Source organism: Chelativorans sp. AA-79, assembly GCF_029457495.1.
Taxonomy (GTDB): Bacteria; Pseudomonadota; Alphaproteobacteria; order Rhizobiales; family Rhizobiaceae; genus Chelativorans.
This window is the reverse complement of sequence record NZ_CP120361.1, coordinates 5,076,574-5,091,846: the sequence shown is the minus strand read 5'-3', so window position 1 is coordinate 5,091,846 and position 15,273 is coordinate 5,076,574. Positions and strand designations below refer to the sequence as shown.

The following is a 15,273-nucleotide window of genomic DNA, read 5'->3' as shown; positions in this document are numbered from 1 at the left end:
CCACCAGGAGCGTGATTACAGGTATCCGTGACCCAAGCTTTGCAGGAAATAGACGTTCTGGTGATCGGCGCTGGTCAAGCGGGGCTCGCTGCCGGCTACCATCTTGCCAGAACAAAGCTTTCATACCTGATCGTAGATCGCCATGCCCGCATCGGCGACAGTTGGCGCTGTCGCTACGATTCCCTGACCCTGTTTACCCCGCGCGCATTTAGTACGCTGCCCGGTCTTACGCTCGACGGCGATCCGCAAGGCTATCCCGCGCGAGATGAGTTTGCGGACTATCTCGAAGCCTATGCCAGCCATTTCGACCTGCCCGTCCTCTCCGGAAATGGCGTGGTTCAGCTCGAACGTCGGACTGATGAGCGGTTCGTCGCGCAAATCGATGATGGCAGGCACATAGTCGCCAAGGCGGTGATCGTCGCGACGGGAGCGTTTCAGATACCCATTATCCCAACAATCGGTGCCGGCTTTGACAGTGCGGTTGCGCAACTGACGCCGGAGAGCTATCACAATTCCGGCGATGTCCGACCTGGAACGGTCCTTGTTGTCGGAGATGGAGCAAGCGGACGCGACATCGCAGCCGAATTGGTTTCGACCCATGAAGTGCTGCTTGCGGTTGGGCGCGGCCGCCGACTGTTTCCAGAACGCATTCTCGGCAGGAGCACATGGTGGTGGCTGCGCGCCCTGGGCTTGATGAAAGCAAGGCCTGGCTCGGCGATCGGATATCTGATGCGACGCGCCGACCCGTTTCCTGACAGGGGTCGCAGCCTTGGCGACCTGCAACGGATGGGCATGGCCATCTCAGGACGCTTGGTGTCAGCAAACGGCCGAACCGTTACCTTTTCCGATGGATCTAAACGGGTGGTCGATTCCGTCGTTTGGTGCATCGGATACAGAGACGACAGCGCGTGGCTCCAGATTCCAGGTAGCACGCATTCCAACGGAAGCTTTGTGCAAGAGGGCGGGGTTGCTCCAGTACCAGGACTTTTTCACCTAGGACGTCCATGGCAGCGGAATCGTGCTTCAGCTCTCGTCATGGGTGCCGGCGAAGATGCTTCCGTAGTTGTCACCTTATGCCTGCAATACTGCTTCGCGGCGATAGGGCCGAGGACGATGCCAGCTGAAAGGTCGCTTCAGGAGTGACGACTGACCACACGAGCGACTGGATGGGGTCGTGAGTCTACCTGACTGTCCCTCGGCGGCCGCTTCGTCTCTTTCGAACGGCGATGTTGGGGTGGAAAGCGGGAAAGACAGCTTTCAGCAATCAATCCTTCCAAGCGGACGTTGTCGAACGACCTGCCAAAGCATGCCGGCGATCAAGACGTTGAGCGTCGCCAATGCGGCTATGACGTGAAGCAGAGCGTCATAGCCGAGCCTGGAAATCAAAATCGCGCCGATCATGGGCGCAGCAGCTTGAGCAATAAGGCCGGGTCGGGCGAGCCGTCCCATGATTGGCGCATACTGCCCAGGACCGAAGAGACTCAGCGGAAGCGCCCCCCGCGCGATCGAAAAGATGCCGTTCCCTGCGCCGTAGAGGATCAACGCCAACCCGATAATTGGCAGCCCTGCCGCTAGCACGATCAATCCGCCAGCGCATAAAACAACCGCTGCACTTAGCGTCCACATTGGATGATGGCGACCGCGACCGAGCATTTCCAGAACCCGCGCGCCGACCTGAGCTGGCCCGATCAGCGCGCCGAGTGTGACCGCCTCGGTCAGGGATATGCCTCTGGCTTGCAGGAGCGTGAGCAGATGTACCGAGACGATCGTGACGAACAGGCCCGCGATGATCTGGATTGAGGCAAACAGCCAGAACATGGCTCGTTCGCGAGGGGGGAGCACGAGCGCAGCATTGGCGTAGTCGGCACTCGACTGTTTGGGCCGCCTTGGGGATTGCGGCACGATGGCGAGGATCAAGGGTAGACAAACACCAGCGAGGACAGCCGCATAAGCGAAGCACGCACCGCGCCAGCCGATTGCTTCGACCAGGGCGGCTGAAAGCGGCCAGCAAACCGTGCTTGCAAAGCCTCCCCACAGTGTCAGCGTCGTGATCGAGGGGCGGGCTTTCTCGCCATAGATCCCGCCGAGGGTCGAGAACGCAGCGTCGTAAAGCCCGGCGGCCATGCCAATGCCGAGAACCGCCCACCCGGCCATGAATATCGCAAGGTTGGGCGCGGCCGCAATCATCGCCAGGCCTAGCGCCATGATAAGACATCCGAGCGCCAGGATCGGCCGCCCGCCGTGTCTCGATATCGCATCCCCGATCGTTGGAGCGGAAAGCCCTGCGACCAGTAACCCGAGCGAAAGAGAACCGACCACCCATTCAAGAGGCCAACCCGTATCGGCGACGATCGGCGCGGCAAGAACGGCGATCAGATAGTAAGTGCTGCCCCAGGTGAAGATCATCACCACGCCAAGAGCGTGGACCGTCAGCCGATTCGCTCTGGCCATCGTCTATGCGGGCTGCTTTTGAGGTGCGCTGATTGCGCTTTTGTCGGTCGTTGGATCGTGCTTTAGCGCTGCCGCCTTTCGCTCCGAGTAGCGGTCGACGAGCTGACCGGCATGCGGTCGCGTCAGTATGGTGAACCGGACCAGTTCCTCCATAACGTCCACGATCCGGTCGTAATAGCTCGACGGCTTCATGCGGTCGTTTTCGTCGAATTCCTGATAAGCCTTGGCGACGCTCGACTGGTTCGGGATCGTAAACATGCGCATCCAGCGGCCGAGAAGCCGGAGCGTGTTGACGGCGTTGAAGCTCTGAGAGCCGCCCGATACCTGCATGACCGCGAGCGTCCGACCTTGCGTCGGCCGAACACTGCCGATCGAGAGCGGCAAATGATCGATCTGCGCTTTCATCAGGCCCGTGACCTGACCATGGCGTTCCGGCGAACACCAAACCATGCCTTCCGACCAAAGCGCATGCTTGCGCAGCTCATGGACGGCGGGGTGATCGTCCTTCGTCACCTGATCGGGAAATGGCAATTCGCTCGGATCGAAAATTCGGGTTTCCGCGCCGAAGAATTGCAGCAGTCGCGCGGCTTCTTCCGTCGCCAGCCGGGAGAAGGACCGAGGCCGGAGCGATCCGTAGAGCAGAAGGATGCGCGGCGGGTGATCCGCCGGACCCAAGCCAATTCCAGGCCGCTCGATTGCGAAACGCGGATCGAGAGCAGGCAGGTAATCGGGATCGATGAGTGTTCGTAGTGGCATGATGAGCTCTCCTATCGGACTGTCGCCGGTGCGGTCGCCGGAAACCAGCGACGGCCGAGACGCAGCGCGACGTGAACGAGCAGCACCAGCACAGGCACTTCGACCAGAGGACCGATGACGGCTGCAAAAGCGACCGGTGAAGCCAGGCCGAACGCGGCAATGGCAACGGCAATCGCCAGCTCGAAATTGTTACCGGCAGCGGTGAAGGCAATCGCGGTCGTACGGGGGTAGTCGGCTTCGATCAGCTTGCCCATGGCGAAGCTGATGACGAACTGGACCACGAAATAGATGGTCAGCGGGATCGCGATCATCACGGCGTCGAATGGCAGGCGCACCACGTCGCCGCCTTTCAGGCTGAACATTGCTACGATGGTGAAGAGCAGAGCGGCAAGCGTGATCGGGCCGATGCGCGGCAGGAACTCGCGTTCATACCAACCTTCCCCCTTGCGAGCGATCAGGATGCGCCGCGTCAGGAACCCGGCAAGAAAGGGGATGCCGAGATAGATCAACACCGCTTCGGTGATGGTCCAGAAGCCAACATCGACTATGCTGCCCTCTAAGCCAAAGAGCGGCGGCAGAACCGTTAGGAACAGCCATGCGTAGGTCGAGAAGAACAGGATCTGGAAAATCGAGTTGAAGGCGACGAGGCCGGCGACATACTGGTTGTCACCGCGCGCGAGCTGGTTCCAGACGAGTACCATGGCGATGCAGCGGGCCAGCCCGATCAGGATCAGCCCCGTCATGTATTCGGGGTAGTCGCGAAGGAAGATCACGGCCAGGACGAACATCAGGGTTGGGCCGATCAACCAATTCTGGATGAGCGAGAGGACCAGCACGCGCTTGTCTGCGAAGACCTGGTGCAGCTCTTCGTACTTCACCTTGGCAAGCGGCGGATACATCATGAGGATGAGGCCGATCGCGATCGGAATGTTGGTCGATCCGACCGACATGGCGTTGAGCGCCTGGGGCAGACCGGTGAACACCGTGCCGAGGACGACACCGAGGGCCATTGCCGCGAAAATCCAGACCGTCAAATAGCGGTCGAGAAACGACAGCCGGGATGCTGGCTCAGGGGAAGCCATGGGAACTCTCCAATACAATCGGGTATGAGGATCAGGCAGACGCGACCCGGCGGCCGTGCTGATCCACGACGCGCTCGCCGTCTTCTTTGACGAACTCCCCGCACTGGAGGGGCAAGAGGTCGAGCACGGCTTCGGACGGGCGGCAGAGTCGAACCCCGGCTGGCGTTACGACGATGGGCCGGTTGATGAGGATCGGGTGGGCCATCATCGCGTCGATGATGACATCGTCGCTCAGGCTAGGATCGCCTAACCCCAACTCGGCATAAGGTGTCCCCTTTTCCCGTAGAAGATCCCGGGGCGAGATACCCATGCGGTAAATGAGATCCGCGAGCCGCGCCCGTGTTGGCGGGCATTTGAGGTATTCGATGATATGAGGCTCGCTGCCCGAATTGCGTATCAAGCCGAGCGTGTTGCGGGAGGTCCCGCAGTCAGGGTTGTGGTAGATGATAATGTCCATTCTACCCCTCACGCCGCGCTGTTTCGGGGCTTGCTCGCGCCTTCGGCCTGCCCGATTTCGTTGAGCCGCACTTTGAGGGACGACTTATCGAGAGAAGCAACAGGTAGGGCAGTGAACGCCGAAATCCGGTTTTTGAGGTAGCGTAGAGCGGTGACGAAGGCCGTCCGTTGCTCGACCGGGTCGGCGATCGCCGCAGGGTCTTCAATACCCCAATGCGCCGTCATTGGGTGGCCCGGCCATATCGGGCACGCTTCACCGGCGGCGTTGTCGCAGACCGTAAAGACGAAATCCATGACTGGTGCCGATGGACCGGAAAATTCGTCCCAACTCTTTGATCGAAGCCCATCGATCGGAAAGTCGAAGTGTTGAAGCGTCTCGATCGCCATCGGGTGAACCCGTCCTTTGGGCTGGCTACCGGCTGAATAGGCCCGGAAACGGCCATTTCCCATGTGGTTCAAGATCGCTTCGGCAAGGATCGAGCGAGCGGAGTTGCCAGTGCAGAGAAACAGCACATTATAAATCGGGTCAGACATGGGCATCACTCTTGATTGGGTCACAGCAGGTCAGAGCTGCAACGGCTGGCTGGCACACTTCGGGATGACCTTGGCAGCAATCCCGCATCAGAAATTCGACGAGGCCAGATAGCGCCGGATAAGTGGCGCTATAGATGATCGATCGTCCCTCGCGGCGTGATTCAATCAGCCCCGCGTGCTCAAGGTGGCTCAGGTGAAACGACATGCGGGAGGATGAGGCATCCATCGCCTCGCCGATCGCGCCCGCGGCCATGCCATCGGGTCCGGCCGTCACTAGCAGCCGAACGATCCGAAGCCGCGTTTCCTGGGAAAGTGCAGCAAATCCACTGAGGGCTTGTTGTTCGTTCATCGTTATCTCAATGACTCAATGACCATTGAAATATAAAGCAGGTCTGAATGACTTGGCAACCTTAGGCGTCGCTCATGGCCGCTTTCGAATCCGCGCCGGTTGGTTCGGAACGTCCGCGAAGAAGTCGCAAGCGGACATCAGGAGGGAAACAGCCGCGTGGCAACAAAGGGGTTCAAACTTACGGCGCGTTCAGTTTGACCCTGCTGGCTGGTCTGACCCATCAACATCCTCAGAAACCTCCTGCCGTAGCTTCGGCCCCTGCGCGAGACGTCGGCCGAGTGCTGTGATGAATGATTCATAGCGCTCATTGGCTTTGGCCCGTGCCGCCTGTGCTGCGGGCTCGGGCAATGCCGGTGTCGTGTTGACCCAGAAGCGGATGAACACCGCCAGGCTTTCGACGGCGATACCGACGTCACGCTCCATCCGGGTGATGCGCCGGTCGATCTGATCGAGCCGCTTGGCGACGATCGCCTCTCGACGTTCGGCATCGTCGGGAGACAGGAATGAGGCGATGGCTGCCTCGCCGATCATCGACTGCGACTGATCCCGCCGCGCGGCAAACTCTGTCAGGGCTTTTTCGACATCGGGGTCCAGATAGACGGTGAGTTTTTTCTTCTTCCGACGATTGGCCATGGCGCTACAACTCCATGCCGTCGTTCGGGTCCATGGCAACCTGCCGGGCAATGCCCTGTACTTGCCGGACCATGCGCCGATTTTGCGTGGCTTCTTCCTCAACTTCGTCGGGCAGCGCGATCTCGAACTCGTTCTCGATGGGCTTTTTCTTCTGCACCGGCTTCACGCGGCTGAGTTCCGGCTGCAACCGGCGTTCGGATTCGGTCGGATCTTCGCTATCGGTTGCCTGGTCATCGTGGTCCGCAGCGGCTTCCGGTCGGGCCGGGATCGGAAGCGCAGTCCAGTCGTCGGCCCGCGTGTCTTCGGGACCTTTCAATTCAGGCGGTGACAGAACGCGCTCCCGAAACCGGGCATCCTCGTAATAGCGCGCCTTCGTCGCCCGGATCGGGGGGATGCCCGCCACCATGACGATCTCCTCGTGCGGCGGAAGCTGCATGATCTCGCCCGGCGTCAGCAACTGGCGAGCCGTCTCCGAGCGTGAGACCATGAGGTGCCCGAGCCAGGGCGACAGGCGGTGACCGGCGTAGTTTTTCATCGCTTTCATCTCGGTGGCGGTGCCGAGCGCGTCCGACACCCGTTTCGCGGTGCGCTCGTCGTTGGTGGCGAAGCTGACCCGCACATGGCAGTTGTCGAGGATCGAGTTGTTCGGCCCGTAGGCTTTCTCGATCTGGTTCAGCGACTGCGCGATCAGGAATGATTTCAGGCCGTAGCCGGCCATAAAGGCCAGCGCGGTCTCGAAGAAATCGAGCCTGCCCAACGCCGGAAACTCGTCGAGCATCAGGAGCAGCCGATGCCGCCCGGCATTCGCTTGCAGGTCCTCGGTCAAGCGGCGGCCGATCTGATTGAGCAGCAACCGCATCAGCGGCTTGGTGCGGTTGATGTCGGAAGGCGGCACGACGAGGTAAAGCGTGACCGGCTGATCGCCGCCCACGATATCGCTGATGCGCCAGTCGGAGCGCCGTGTGACCTCGGCCACGACCGGATCGCGATAGAGGCCGAGGAAGGACATCGCCGTCGACAACACGCCGCTGCGTTCGTTCTCGGACTTGTTGCGCAGCTCACGCGCGGCACTGGCGACGACGGGATGCGGCCCCGCTTCGCCGAGATGCGCGGTCTTCATCATGGCGCGCAACGTGGAATCCACGGGACGCTTGGGATCGGACAGGAACTTGGCGACGCCGGCCAGGGTCTTGTCCGGTTCGGCGTAAAGCACATGCAGGATGGCGCCGACGAGGAGGCTGTGGGAGGTCTTTTCCCAATGGTTGCGCTTGTCGAGACTGCCTTCCGGATCGACGAGGATGTCGGCGATGTTCTGGACGTCGCGCACCTCCCATTCACCACGGCGCACCTCGAGCAGCGGATTGTAGGCCGACGACTTTGGATTGGTCGGGTCGAAGAGCAGCACACGGCCGTGCTGCGAGCGGAAGCCGGAGGTGAGCTGCCAGTTCTCGCCCTTGATGTCGTGGACGATGGCTGACCCCGGCCAGGTCAGGAGCGAGGGCACGACCAGGCCGACGCCTTTACCGGAACGCGTCGGGGCAAAGCACAGCACATGCTCCGGGCCATCGTGCCGCAGATAGTCGCGCTCATAGCGGCCGAGCACGACCCCATCGGGATCGAGCAGGCCCGCCGCCCTGATCTCTCCTTTTCCGGCCCATCGCGCCGAGCCATAGGTGGCGACGTTTTTTGCCTCGCGCGCCCGCCAGACCGACATGCCGATGGCGACCGCGATGGCGATAAAGCCGCCTGACGCCGCGATGATCCCGCCCTTGGCGAAGATCGGCGGCGCATAGGCTTCATAGAAATACCACCACCAGAAGATCGCAGGCGGATAATAGATCGGGGTGCCGAACAACACGAACCAGGGCGGCCCGAGTTGCGCCTGATAGCCGAGGCTCCAGGCAACATACTGGGTCGCGCCCCAGGTGGTGGCGAGGACGATGAGGAAGACGATGGTGATCTGTCCCCAGAGAATCTTGGTGGCGGACATGGTGGTGGTCCTTTCCGATGGCGGTCAGAGGCCGAGGGAGCGCTTGCGCCCGAAGTCCCAATCGACGCCGCCATCGTCGCGGGCGACGCCGGAGACGTGACGGCCGATCTGCTTTTCGAGAGAGGGCGACCAGGGCACGAGCTGGAAGCCGAGGCCGTCGTCGATCATGGCGAAGCGGCCGGAGGCGAGCGCAAAACGCTGGCGATAGGAGCCGGCGACATATTCGCCGCTGGCGGCGCGCTCGAAGGACAAGCCGGTCTCAGCCGCCAGCTTCTCGCCGAGACTGTCGAGTTCGCGTTGGCGCAACGTGCCGAGCAGCCGGCGCGCGAAGACGACACGTCCGCCCTGCCGCTCGGCAAAGCCCTCGCCGATCAGATGCTCCGCGCGTTCGTCCAGGGCCTGACGGACCTCGGCGCCGAAGCCGCTGTCCGAAAGGGAGATGGGTTCGCGCGCCACGGCCTGCCGGTCGAGCCAGGTCGCGCCGGTGGCGCCGACCTGCGCACTGAGATCGAGATCGGCGCGGACGGCGAGCGCCACGCGGCGCTGCCCTTGCGGGTCCCCCCAGGATCGCAACTCGACGATCGAGCCGGGCGGACTGTCGCCGGCGGCATCGAGATGCGGCAGCTTGATATGATGGGTGCGACCGTCGACGCCGTCGACCACGGCATAGGCCGTGCCCTTCAGCTCGTCATCGAGGCCGCGCTCGACCAGGCGACCGATGACGGGAACGTCGAGGCTTTCCCCCGCAAGAACGTAGCTCGCCGAGCCGTGCTCGATGCCGCGCTCGGTGAGCGCGCGGTGCATGCGCTTGATGATGTCGCCGCGCTCGCCCATCTCGCGCAGCACAGTCTCGGCTTCGGGCTTGATGAACCATTGCGCGTGTCCGATCTGGCCTGCCAGCCCACGGATTTCCAGGGTGCGCAGCCGGCCAACCTTCAGCGCATGAAACTCGTCCGGCTGGCGGTCGGGAAGCGGGGCAAGGTCGATGATGCCGGACTTGCCGGCGTCGCGAACAAGCTGCCGGTCGAGTTGCGTCCAGCGTTCCGCCTCGACCTGCCGCTCCAGATTGCGGTGGATTTCCAGATCGGTGCGCAGGCCGAGTTCCTGCGTGACCAGATCCTGGGCACGGGCGCGCATGCCTTCCTTGATGTAATCGCGGGAAATCACCAGGTCCCGGCCGTCGTCGGCGCGGCCGCGCAGGATGATATGGATATGCGGATTGTCGGTGTTCCAATGATCGACCGCCACCCAGTCGAGGCGGGTGCCGAGATCCTTCTCCATCTGCCCCATCAGCTCGCGGGCGTGATCCTTGAGATCGGCCATGTCCACCGCGTCTTCGGGCGAGACGATGAAGCGGAAATGATGCCGGTCGTCCTGGCAGCGCTCGGCGAAGGCACGCACGTCCATGTCCTCGCCTTCCGGGCCGAACATCCGCGCCTTTTCCCCGTCGCGGGTCACGCCATCGCGACGCAGATAATTGAGGTGTGCGCCGAGCGGAGCGGAGCGCGCGGTGTGACGCACCACGCGGGTCTTGATGACGACGATGCGCGAGCGTCCAGTGAGGAGACGGTTGGCCTGGATGCTGGCGCGCTGACCGCGCCCGAAGCGTGAGCGGTTGCCCGATGTGATCTTGCCGGAGCGCGAGACACGCCCGCCGGCCTTCTGGGCGGCGGCGAGCGCCTGGGCCACGAAGGGTCGGGCCTGCTGCGCACGGGTCGAGCGGATGCGGCCCGGACGGATGCGGAACTCGCGCTCATCGGACATGGCGTTGCTCCGCACGGTGCAAATCATCATGGAAAATCAGGAAGAAGGGCGCGCAGCGCACGGTGCGCGCCAGCGCCGCACGGTGCGGAGCGCGCCGGAAAACCCCGCAAAAACAACCGCCCTCTTGAGCCGCACCGTGCGGCCTTTTATCTCGCCATCCTTCGGTCGTGGTGCCTGCCGCCACCCCCGGCACTCTCCATGACACGCCAGCGCACGATGGGATGCGAATTGCGTTGCCCCCGCTCATGGCCGGTCCCCACCGGCATTGCGGGCGACGAAGAGGCCCTCCGGTTGCAAGGCCGTGAGGGCGTCAGATGTCGCCGGAAGGGGTGAAGGGACGTCATCCGGCGCGTGATCGGGCAACGCCGGATCGGCGGCGGAAACATCGTCTTCGCGGACCACGAAGATCGCCGCCTCGCGCCAGTCGAGCGGGCGGGAAGCAACGGATGCGGAGCCCGAAGGCGCTTCTCCGAGCAAAACGGGCGCAAGCGAAGCGACATAGGCGCGCGTCTCGGCCGGCAGCGGGCGAGCCGCCGCGCGGTATTCGTCGTAGCGGCCGGGACCGGCATTGTAGGCGGCGAGCATCGCGGCCACATTGCCGTAGCGGTCCCACATCTCGCGCAGATAGGCGGTGCCTGCGAGGATGTTGTCGCGTGGATCATAGGGGTCGCGCCCGAGACGGTGGCGGATGCGCAGCTCCGCCCAGGTGTCGGGCATGACCTGCATCAGCCCCATTGCGCCCGCCGAAGAAACGGCGCGCACATCGCCCGCGCTTTCGGCCCGCATCACGGCGGCGATCCATGTCACCGGGATGCCGAAGCGCTGCGCCGCTTCGGCGATGTGGGCGGCGTGCGGATGCGCTGCGGCCGCGTGCGCCGGCACGATGGTCTGCGCCGGAACGGGTGGCGTGGCGATGGCCGGGATGAACAGGCCGGAAAGAAGGAGAAGGACGATGCGGCGGCGGACGCCGCATCTCCCCGAGGCGGGACGCGTGCAGGACATGATCATGATCAGTCCTGCTCGTCGCGCTTCTTCTGACGGGTCCAGTGCAGGCCCCAGTCGCGGCCGTCTTCGTCCGACTGGAACAAGCGGGCGCGGATCGGCTGCTCGAAGGCGGGATCGTCGAGCAGCACGGAGATGTAGGTGCCCGCGCGTTCGCCGGAGTGTTTCCAGCCCGCGCCGACCTCCGGCCCGTCATCATCGCCGAGATGAATGCGATAGGCGGGCGCCTTCTCGGCATCCGTGTTCTCGGTGGGAACGAATGTTAGTTCGATGTCCAGCGAGAGCGTGCGGACACGCCCGGAATAGCCGGACGGGGTGCGCGTGAATTGTCCGATCTGTGGCATTGAAGGTTCCTTCCTCAAGCGGTGGAGAAGACGCGGGCCGTTCGCACGCCCCGCTATGGACGCGCCGTCACCGCACCGGCGCGCGCCAGACGAAGCGGCCATCGCCGTCCTCGTCGGTGAAAAGCGGGGTGGCCCGGCCGATCACCGCCGATGCGGGGAACGGGCCGAAGTAGCGGCCGTCGAGGCTGTCGCCGACGTCGAGGTTCATCAGAAAGATTTCGCCCTCGGCGATGACCCGGCAGCCCTGCCAGACCGGCAGGTCGCGGCCCCGGCTGTCGCGGTCGCGGGCCTCGCCAAGCGGAATGGTATCGACCGTGATCGCAGGGCCATCGCGGCACAGCCGCTGTCCGGGCAGACCGAGGACATGCTTGAGGAGCGGCACGTCGCGGGCGACGTAGCCGCGTTCGACCATGAAGGAAGCGATGGGCTCGGGCGGCTGGACTGCGACCAGATCGGGCACCTCAAGCCGGTCCGCCGGCGCGATGGTGTAGAACCCGACCGGCACGCTGGCCGAAGCGTTCCAGACCAGCCTGGGCGCGGTCGGAACCAGTCCGGCAATGGCGATCCCGAGCGTGGCCGCCGCCGTCACGATGACATAGCCGGCGCGGTTCATTGCCCGATCTCCCGCCGCCGGAGCCATGCCTGATGGCGCTCAGTGGTATAGGGACGCGGCGTCTCGCCTGCGTTCATCCAGTGCGCGACATGGCGCCAGTGATCGGGATCGGCCTCGGCGGGATCGACGCCGAGGGCTTCGACCGCATCGACATGGCGCAGGACATCCTCGACCTTCGGCCAACTTTGTAGCTTCAGCAGGATTTCGCCGCCGGGACGCACGAAGGGCAGCGTCTGATAGGCGTTGCCCGGTGCGACGGTTCGCACGATGTCGATCCGCGAGATCACGGTGCCGTAGTCGTTCGCCGCCCAGCGGACGAATGCGAAGACAGCGCCGGGACGGAAAGAAACGATGCGGCGGTTGCGGTCAAGAATCTGCTCGCCAGTCGTGTGGCCGAACCTGATCCAGTATTCGATCTTCTTTTCCACCCACCTCAGCTCCACGCGGGTCAGATCGTCTTCATGGGCTGCGGCGCCGATCATGAGCGCTCTCCTGATGTGTCGGGAAATTCGCGCGCGAGCAGCTCGCGCAGCATGTCGGATACGGTGCCGCCGCGCCGGATCGCGGCGATCTTGATCCGCCCGCGAAGCTCGGGCGTGATGTCGATCGTCAGGCGGGCGGAATAGACCGCGGCATCGCCGCCGCACTCCGGCGGCGTGTCACCGGCCTTGATCCAGCCGTCGGGATCGGCAGGGCGCTGCGCGAAACCGCGCTTCTGCGCGCGCGCCGTCATGACGGGCCTCCGTCATGGAACGGCAGCACGGTGGCGATGCGCGTCCGCGCACGCTCGGCCATGTCGGGGTCGATCTCGCAGCCGAGATAGCGCCGGCCGGAAAGCCGGCAGGCTTCCCCGGCCGCGCCGGAACCGGCGAACCAGTCGCCGACCAGACCGCCTAGCGGGCAGCTCGTGCGGATCAGGATTTCCAGCAGCGCCGACGGCTTCTCGGTCGGATGGATGGCGCGGCCATGGCAGTTGCGCAGATAGATGACCGAGCGCATGAGGCGCGGCCCGCCGTCATGGCTGACATAGTGGCCGGCGTCGATCTGGCCGGTATGGGGCGGACGCTGCTTGCGCCGAACCGTCCGTGCCGTGGCATCCGGCGTGGTCTGGACGTCGTTGTAGATGTCGCGCCAGGCCGTCTCGGCCGGATAGAACTGGACGGCCAGTTCATGCACCCGCTTGAAGCGATCGGCATGAAAGCCGGTGCCATTCTGCTTCTCCCAGACGATCTCCTGCGCGATCCGCAAGCCGGCGTCGGCGAAGCGGTCGGCGGTTGCCATGAAGCTGCGCAATGAGCCGAAGACCCAGAGCGAGCCGGACGGTTTGAGGGCGGTCCGCGCCAGCGAAACCCAGCCCTCGACACGCCGATCCCAGGCAAGCGAAGTATCGCCGTAAGGCGGATCGGCGAGGATCATGTCGTAGGGTGCGTGCCAGGGCATTTCTTCACGGCAGTCGCCGGTGAGGACGCTCATCGTGCGGCCCTCCCGATGCTCAGCTCTTCGATCTCGGCGGTGAGCGCAGCGATCTCACGGGCGGCAGGAGATTGGCGGTCGATCTCGCTGGCGAGCCGCCCGGACTGCGCGGCGTCGGCAAAGACGACGCGCTGGCCGATGGCGCTGGCGAGAACTGGAGGATCGTGGTCCGCCAGCGTCTCGGCCGTCTCACGGGCGATGACGGTGCGCGCGCCGCAGCGGTTGAGCACGAAACGGGCGACAAGCTGGGGCCGGTAGATGCGGGCCTCCGACAGGAGGGACAGCATCTCGACCGAGGCCCAGCCGTCGAGCGGCGACGGCTGCACCGGGATCAGCACCAGGTCGGCGGCGAGGAGCGCGGAGCGCATGAGCCCGGCGACGCGTGGCGGGCCGTCGATGACGACGTGATCGACGTCGCGGGCGATCTCCGGCGCTTCACGATGCAGCGTATCGCGTGCCAGGCCGACGATGCCGAACAGGCGCGGCAGGCCCTCACGCGCGCGTTGCTGCGACCAGTCCAGTGCCGAGCCTTGTGGGTCGGCATCGATCAGGGTGACGCGCTGTCCTTCTCGCGCCAGTTCTCCGGCGAGATGCAGCGCCAGCGTCGTCTTGCCGACGCCGCCCTTCTGGTTGAGGAGCGCGATGATCATCGCCGGCCTCCCGGCGGATCGAGCGGAAGGCGGGGCGCATGGGAATCGTCGGCGGCCGACACCCCGTTCCGAGCGAAGGCTGATCGGGACGCCGGCGGGGCGGCAGATTCCCTCTTCTTCCCGGCTATGCTGAGGCTTTTCGCGGTGTCGCGGATGAGGTTTTCCACATCGCGCGCGCGCTCTTCAAGGTTAGAGTCTAGGTTAGACTCTAAGTTAGGGGCGCGATTTCGTGTTTCTGTGTCGGATGTTAGGGCCGGTTTCGGTTCCCCATAGCACGCGACCCCGGTTCCCGATGGCACGCCTTTGCGGGTTCCGGATGGCACGACGCCTTGCACAGCTTTTCCACAGGGCAGGATCGGCTCGAAGGCGAGCAGCGCGCGGCCGCCGAGTTCGATCTCCAGAAACAGGGTGTAGCCGGGCAGCGGCTGGCGGCGGATGATGTCGCGCAGTTCAAAGGCGAAGCGCTTGAACGGCGACAGGCTGCCGGATTTCTGGTGCAGGTGGCGGAAGTCGAAGCGCCAGCCTCTGCGCTGGCGTCCGCCATGCTTGCGGACGATCCGGTAGAGCCAGCGTTCAAGGCCGCCGGTCAGATCGAAATAGGTCCGGTCGATGGTGAGCACCAGCGCGTCATCGAGAACGGCCTGATAGAACCAGTCCGGCACGATCATCTCGATGCCGTCGGTCTTGCCGCAGCGATCGGTGCGCTCCTTCCATTCGTTGATCCAGGAGAAGCGGTGGCGGCGACCTTCCGCCGGCTGACGGATCGAGGTTGAAACGGTGGTGGACTGGAGCCGGTCAAGCGCGGCTTTCAGGCGTTTGTAATCGCGTACCGATGTGCCGCGCCCGATGAAGCGGAGGATTTCGTAAGGTGTGGCGACCATGAGCCGCGAGGTGCGAAGCCCGGCGTCGCGCGCCTCGACGATCTGGCTCGCCGCCCAGATCAGGATGTCGGCATCCCAGATCGTGGCCATGCCATGATCGGGAACGGCCTCGACGCGGATCGCGATATCACCGGCCGAGAAATCGATCGGTGCAATGCGATGGGTCTTGGAAAGGGAGAAAAAGGGATAGGCCATGAGATCCTGCGCGTCTCGTGGCGCGAAATCGCCGGGGAGCGCCCTGAACAGGTCGAGTTGCCCGCGCTCGGAAGGAGATCGATGTCGCACCGCCATGAAG

At 64.0% G+C, this 15,273-nt stretch carries 18 protein-coding genes; 1 reads left to right on the top strand and 17 read right to left on the bottom strand.

Annotated features, from left to right (window positions below; translation table 11 throughout):
• Positions 1-27: 27 nt before the first annotated feature.
• Positions 28-1,143: an NAD(P)-binding domain-containing protein gene (locus PVE73_RS24745; RefSeq protein WP_277364782.1), complete on the top strand. Its 1,116-nt coding sequence runs from the start codon at positions 28-30 to the stop codon at positions 1,141-1,143.
• Between the two features lie 114 nt (positions 1,144-1,257).
• Here the strand turns inward: PVE73_RS24745 and PVE73_RS24740 are convergent, their stop codons facing one another.
• The 17 genes from PVE73_RS24740 to PVE73_RS24660 form a co-directional block, all read right to left on the bottom strand.
• Entirely contained in the window at positions 1,258-2,451 is a 1,194-nt protein-coding gene (locus tag PVE73_RS24740) for an MFS transporter (RefSeq protein ID WP_277364781.1), read from the bottom strand.
• A gap of 3 nt (positions 2,452-2,454) precedes the next feature.
• The gene (gene arsH, locus PVE73_RS24735; RefSeq protein ID WP_277364780.1) at positions 2,455-3,207 is read right to left on the bottom strand and encodes an arsenical resistance protein ArsH; all 753 of its coding nucleotides are present in this window, start codon (positions 3,205-3,207) and stop codon (positions 2,455-2,457) included.
• Positions 3,208-3,218: 11 nt separating this feature from the next.
• Positions 3,219-4,289 (bottom strand): ACR3 family arsenite efflux transporter, encoded by a 1,071-nt coding sequence (arsB, locus tag PVE73_RS24730; RefSeq protein WP_277364779.1) that lies wholly within the window; start codon positions 4,287-4,289, stop codon positions 3,219-3,221.
• Positions 4,290-4,320: 31 nt separating this feature from the next.
• Entirely contained in the window at positions 4,321-4,746 is a 426-nt protein-coding gene (gene arsC, locus PVE73_RS24725; protein ID WP_277364778.1) for an arsenate reductase (glutaredoxin), read from the bottom strand.
• Positions 4,747-4,754: 8 nt separating this feature from the next.
• Positions 4,755-5,279, bottom strand: a complete 525-nt coding sequence (locus PVE73_RS24720; RefSeq protein WP_277364777.1) for an arsenate reductase ArsC — start codon at positions 5,277-5,279, stop codon at positions 4,755-4,757.
• Positions 5,272-5,628 carry a metalloregulator ArsR/SmtB family transcription factor gene (locus tag PVE73_RS24715; RefSeq protein WP_277364776.1) on the bottom strand — a complete coding sequence of 119 codons (357 nt, stop codon included), beginning with the start codon at positions 5,626-5,628 and terminating at the stop codon, positions 5,272-5,274. Before PVE73_RS24715 ends, PVE73_RS24720 begins: the two co-directional genes overlap by 8 nt.
• A gap of 189 nt (positions 5,629-5,817) precedes the next feature.
• Complete coding sequence (locus tag PVE73_RS24710) at positions 5,818-6,261, bottom strand: CopG family transcriptional regulator (RefSeq protein WP_277364775.1); 444 nt, start codon at positions 6,259-6,261, stop codon at positions 5,818-5,820.
• A gap of 4 nt (positions 6,262-6,265) precedes the next feature.
• Positions 6,266-8,251 carry a conjugal transfer protein TraG gene (locus tag PVE73_RS24705; protein WP_277364774.1) on the bottom strand — a complete coding sequence of 662 codons (1,986 nt, stop codon included), beginning with the start codon at positions 8,249-8,251 and terminating at the stop codon, positions 6,266-6,268.
• 24 nt (positions 8,252-8,275) lie between these two features.
• Positions 8,276-10,015, bottom strand: a complete 1,740-nt coding sequence (locus PVE73_RS24700) for a VirD2 family relaxase/mobilization nuclease (protein WP_277364773.1) — start codon at positions 10,013-10,015, stop codon at positions 8,276-8,278.
• Between the two features lie 243 nt (positions 10,016-10,258).
• Complete coding sequence (locus tag PVE73_RS24695; protein WP_277364772.1) at positions 10,259-11,023, bottom strand: lytic transglycosylase domain-containing protein; 765 nt, start codon at positions 11,021-11,023, stop codon at positions 10,259-10,261.
• Positions 11,024-11,025: 2 nt separating this feature from the next.
• The gene (locus PVE73_RS24690; protein ID WP_277364771.1) at positions 11,026-11,361 is read right to left on the bottom strand and encodes a DUF736 domain-containing protein; all 336 of its coding nucleotides are present in this window, start codon (positions 11,359-11,361) and stop codon (positions 11,026-11,028) included.
• Between the two features lie 67 nt (positions 11,362-11,428).
• Positions 11,429-11,974 carry a S26 family signal peptidase gene (locus tag PVE73_RS24685; protein WP_277364770.1) on the bottom strand — a complete coding sequence of 182 codons (546 nt, stop codon included), beginning with the start codon at positions 11,972-11,974 and terminating at the stop codon, positions 11,429-11,431.
• Complete coding sequence (locus PVE73_RS24680) at positions 11,971-12,456, bottom strand: DUF2840 domain-containing protein (protein WP_277364769.1); 486 nt, start codon at positions 12,454-12,456, stop codon at positions 11,971-11,973. The genes PVE73_RS24685 and PVE73_RS24680 overlap by 4 nt, the downstream gene beginning before the upstream one ends.
• Positions 12,453-12,707 carry a hypothetical protein gene (locus PVE73_RS24675; protein WP_277364768.1) on the bottom strand — a complete coding sequence of 85 codons (255 nt, stop codon included), beginning with the start codon at positions 12,705-12,707 and terminating at the stop codon, positions 12,453-12,455. The genes PVE73_RS24680 and PVE73_RS24675 overlap by 4 nt, the downstream gene beginning before the upstream one ends.
• Entirely contained in the window at positions 12,704-13,447 is a 744-nt protein-coding gene (locus tag PVE73_RS24670; RefSeq protein WP_277364767.1) for a site-specific DNA-methyltransferase, read from the bottom strand. The genes PVE73_RS24675 and PVE73_RS24670 overlap by 4 nt, the downstream gene beginning before the upstream one ends.
• Positions 13,444-14,097 carry a ParA family partition ATPase gene (gene parA, locus PVE73_RS24665; RefSeq protein WP_277364766.1) on the bottom strand — a complete coding sequence of 218 codons (654 nt, stop codon included), beginning with the start codon at positions 14,095-14,097 and terminating at the stop codon, positions 13,444-13,446. Before parA ends, PVE73_RS24670 begins: the two co-directional genes overlap by 4 nt.
• Positions 14,094-15,269, bottom strand: a complete 1,176-nt coding sequence (locus PVE73_RS24660; RefSeq protein ID WP_277364765.1) for a replication initiator protein A — start codon at positions 15,267-15,269, stop codon at positions 14,094-14,096. The genes parA and PVE73_RS24660 overlap by 4 nt, the downstream gene beginning before the upstream one ends.
• Positions 15,270-15,273 lie beyond the last annotated feature (4 nt).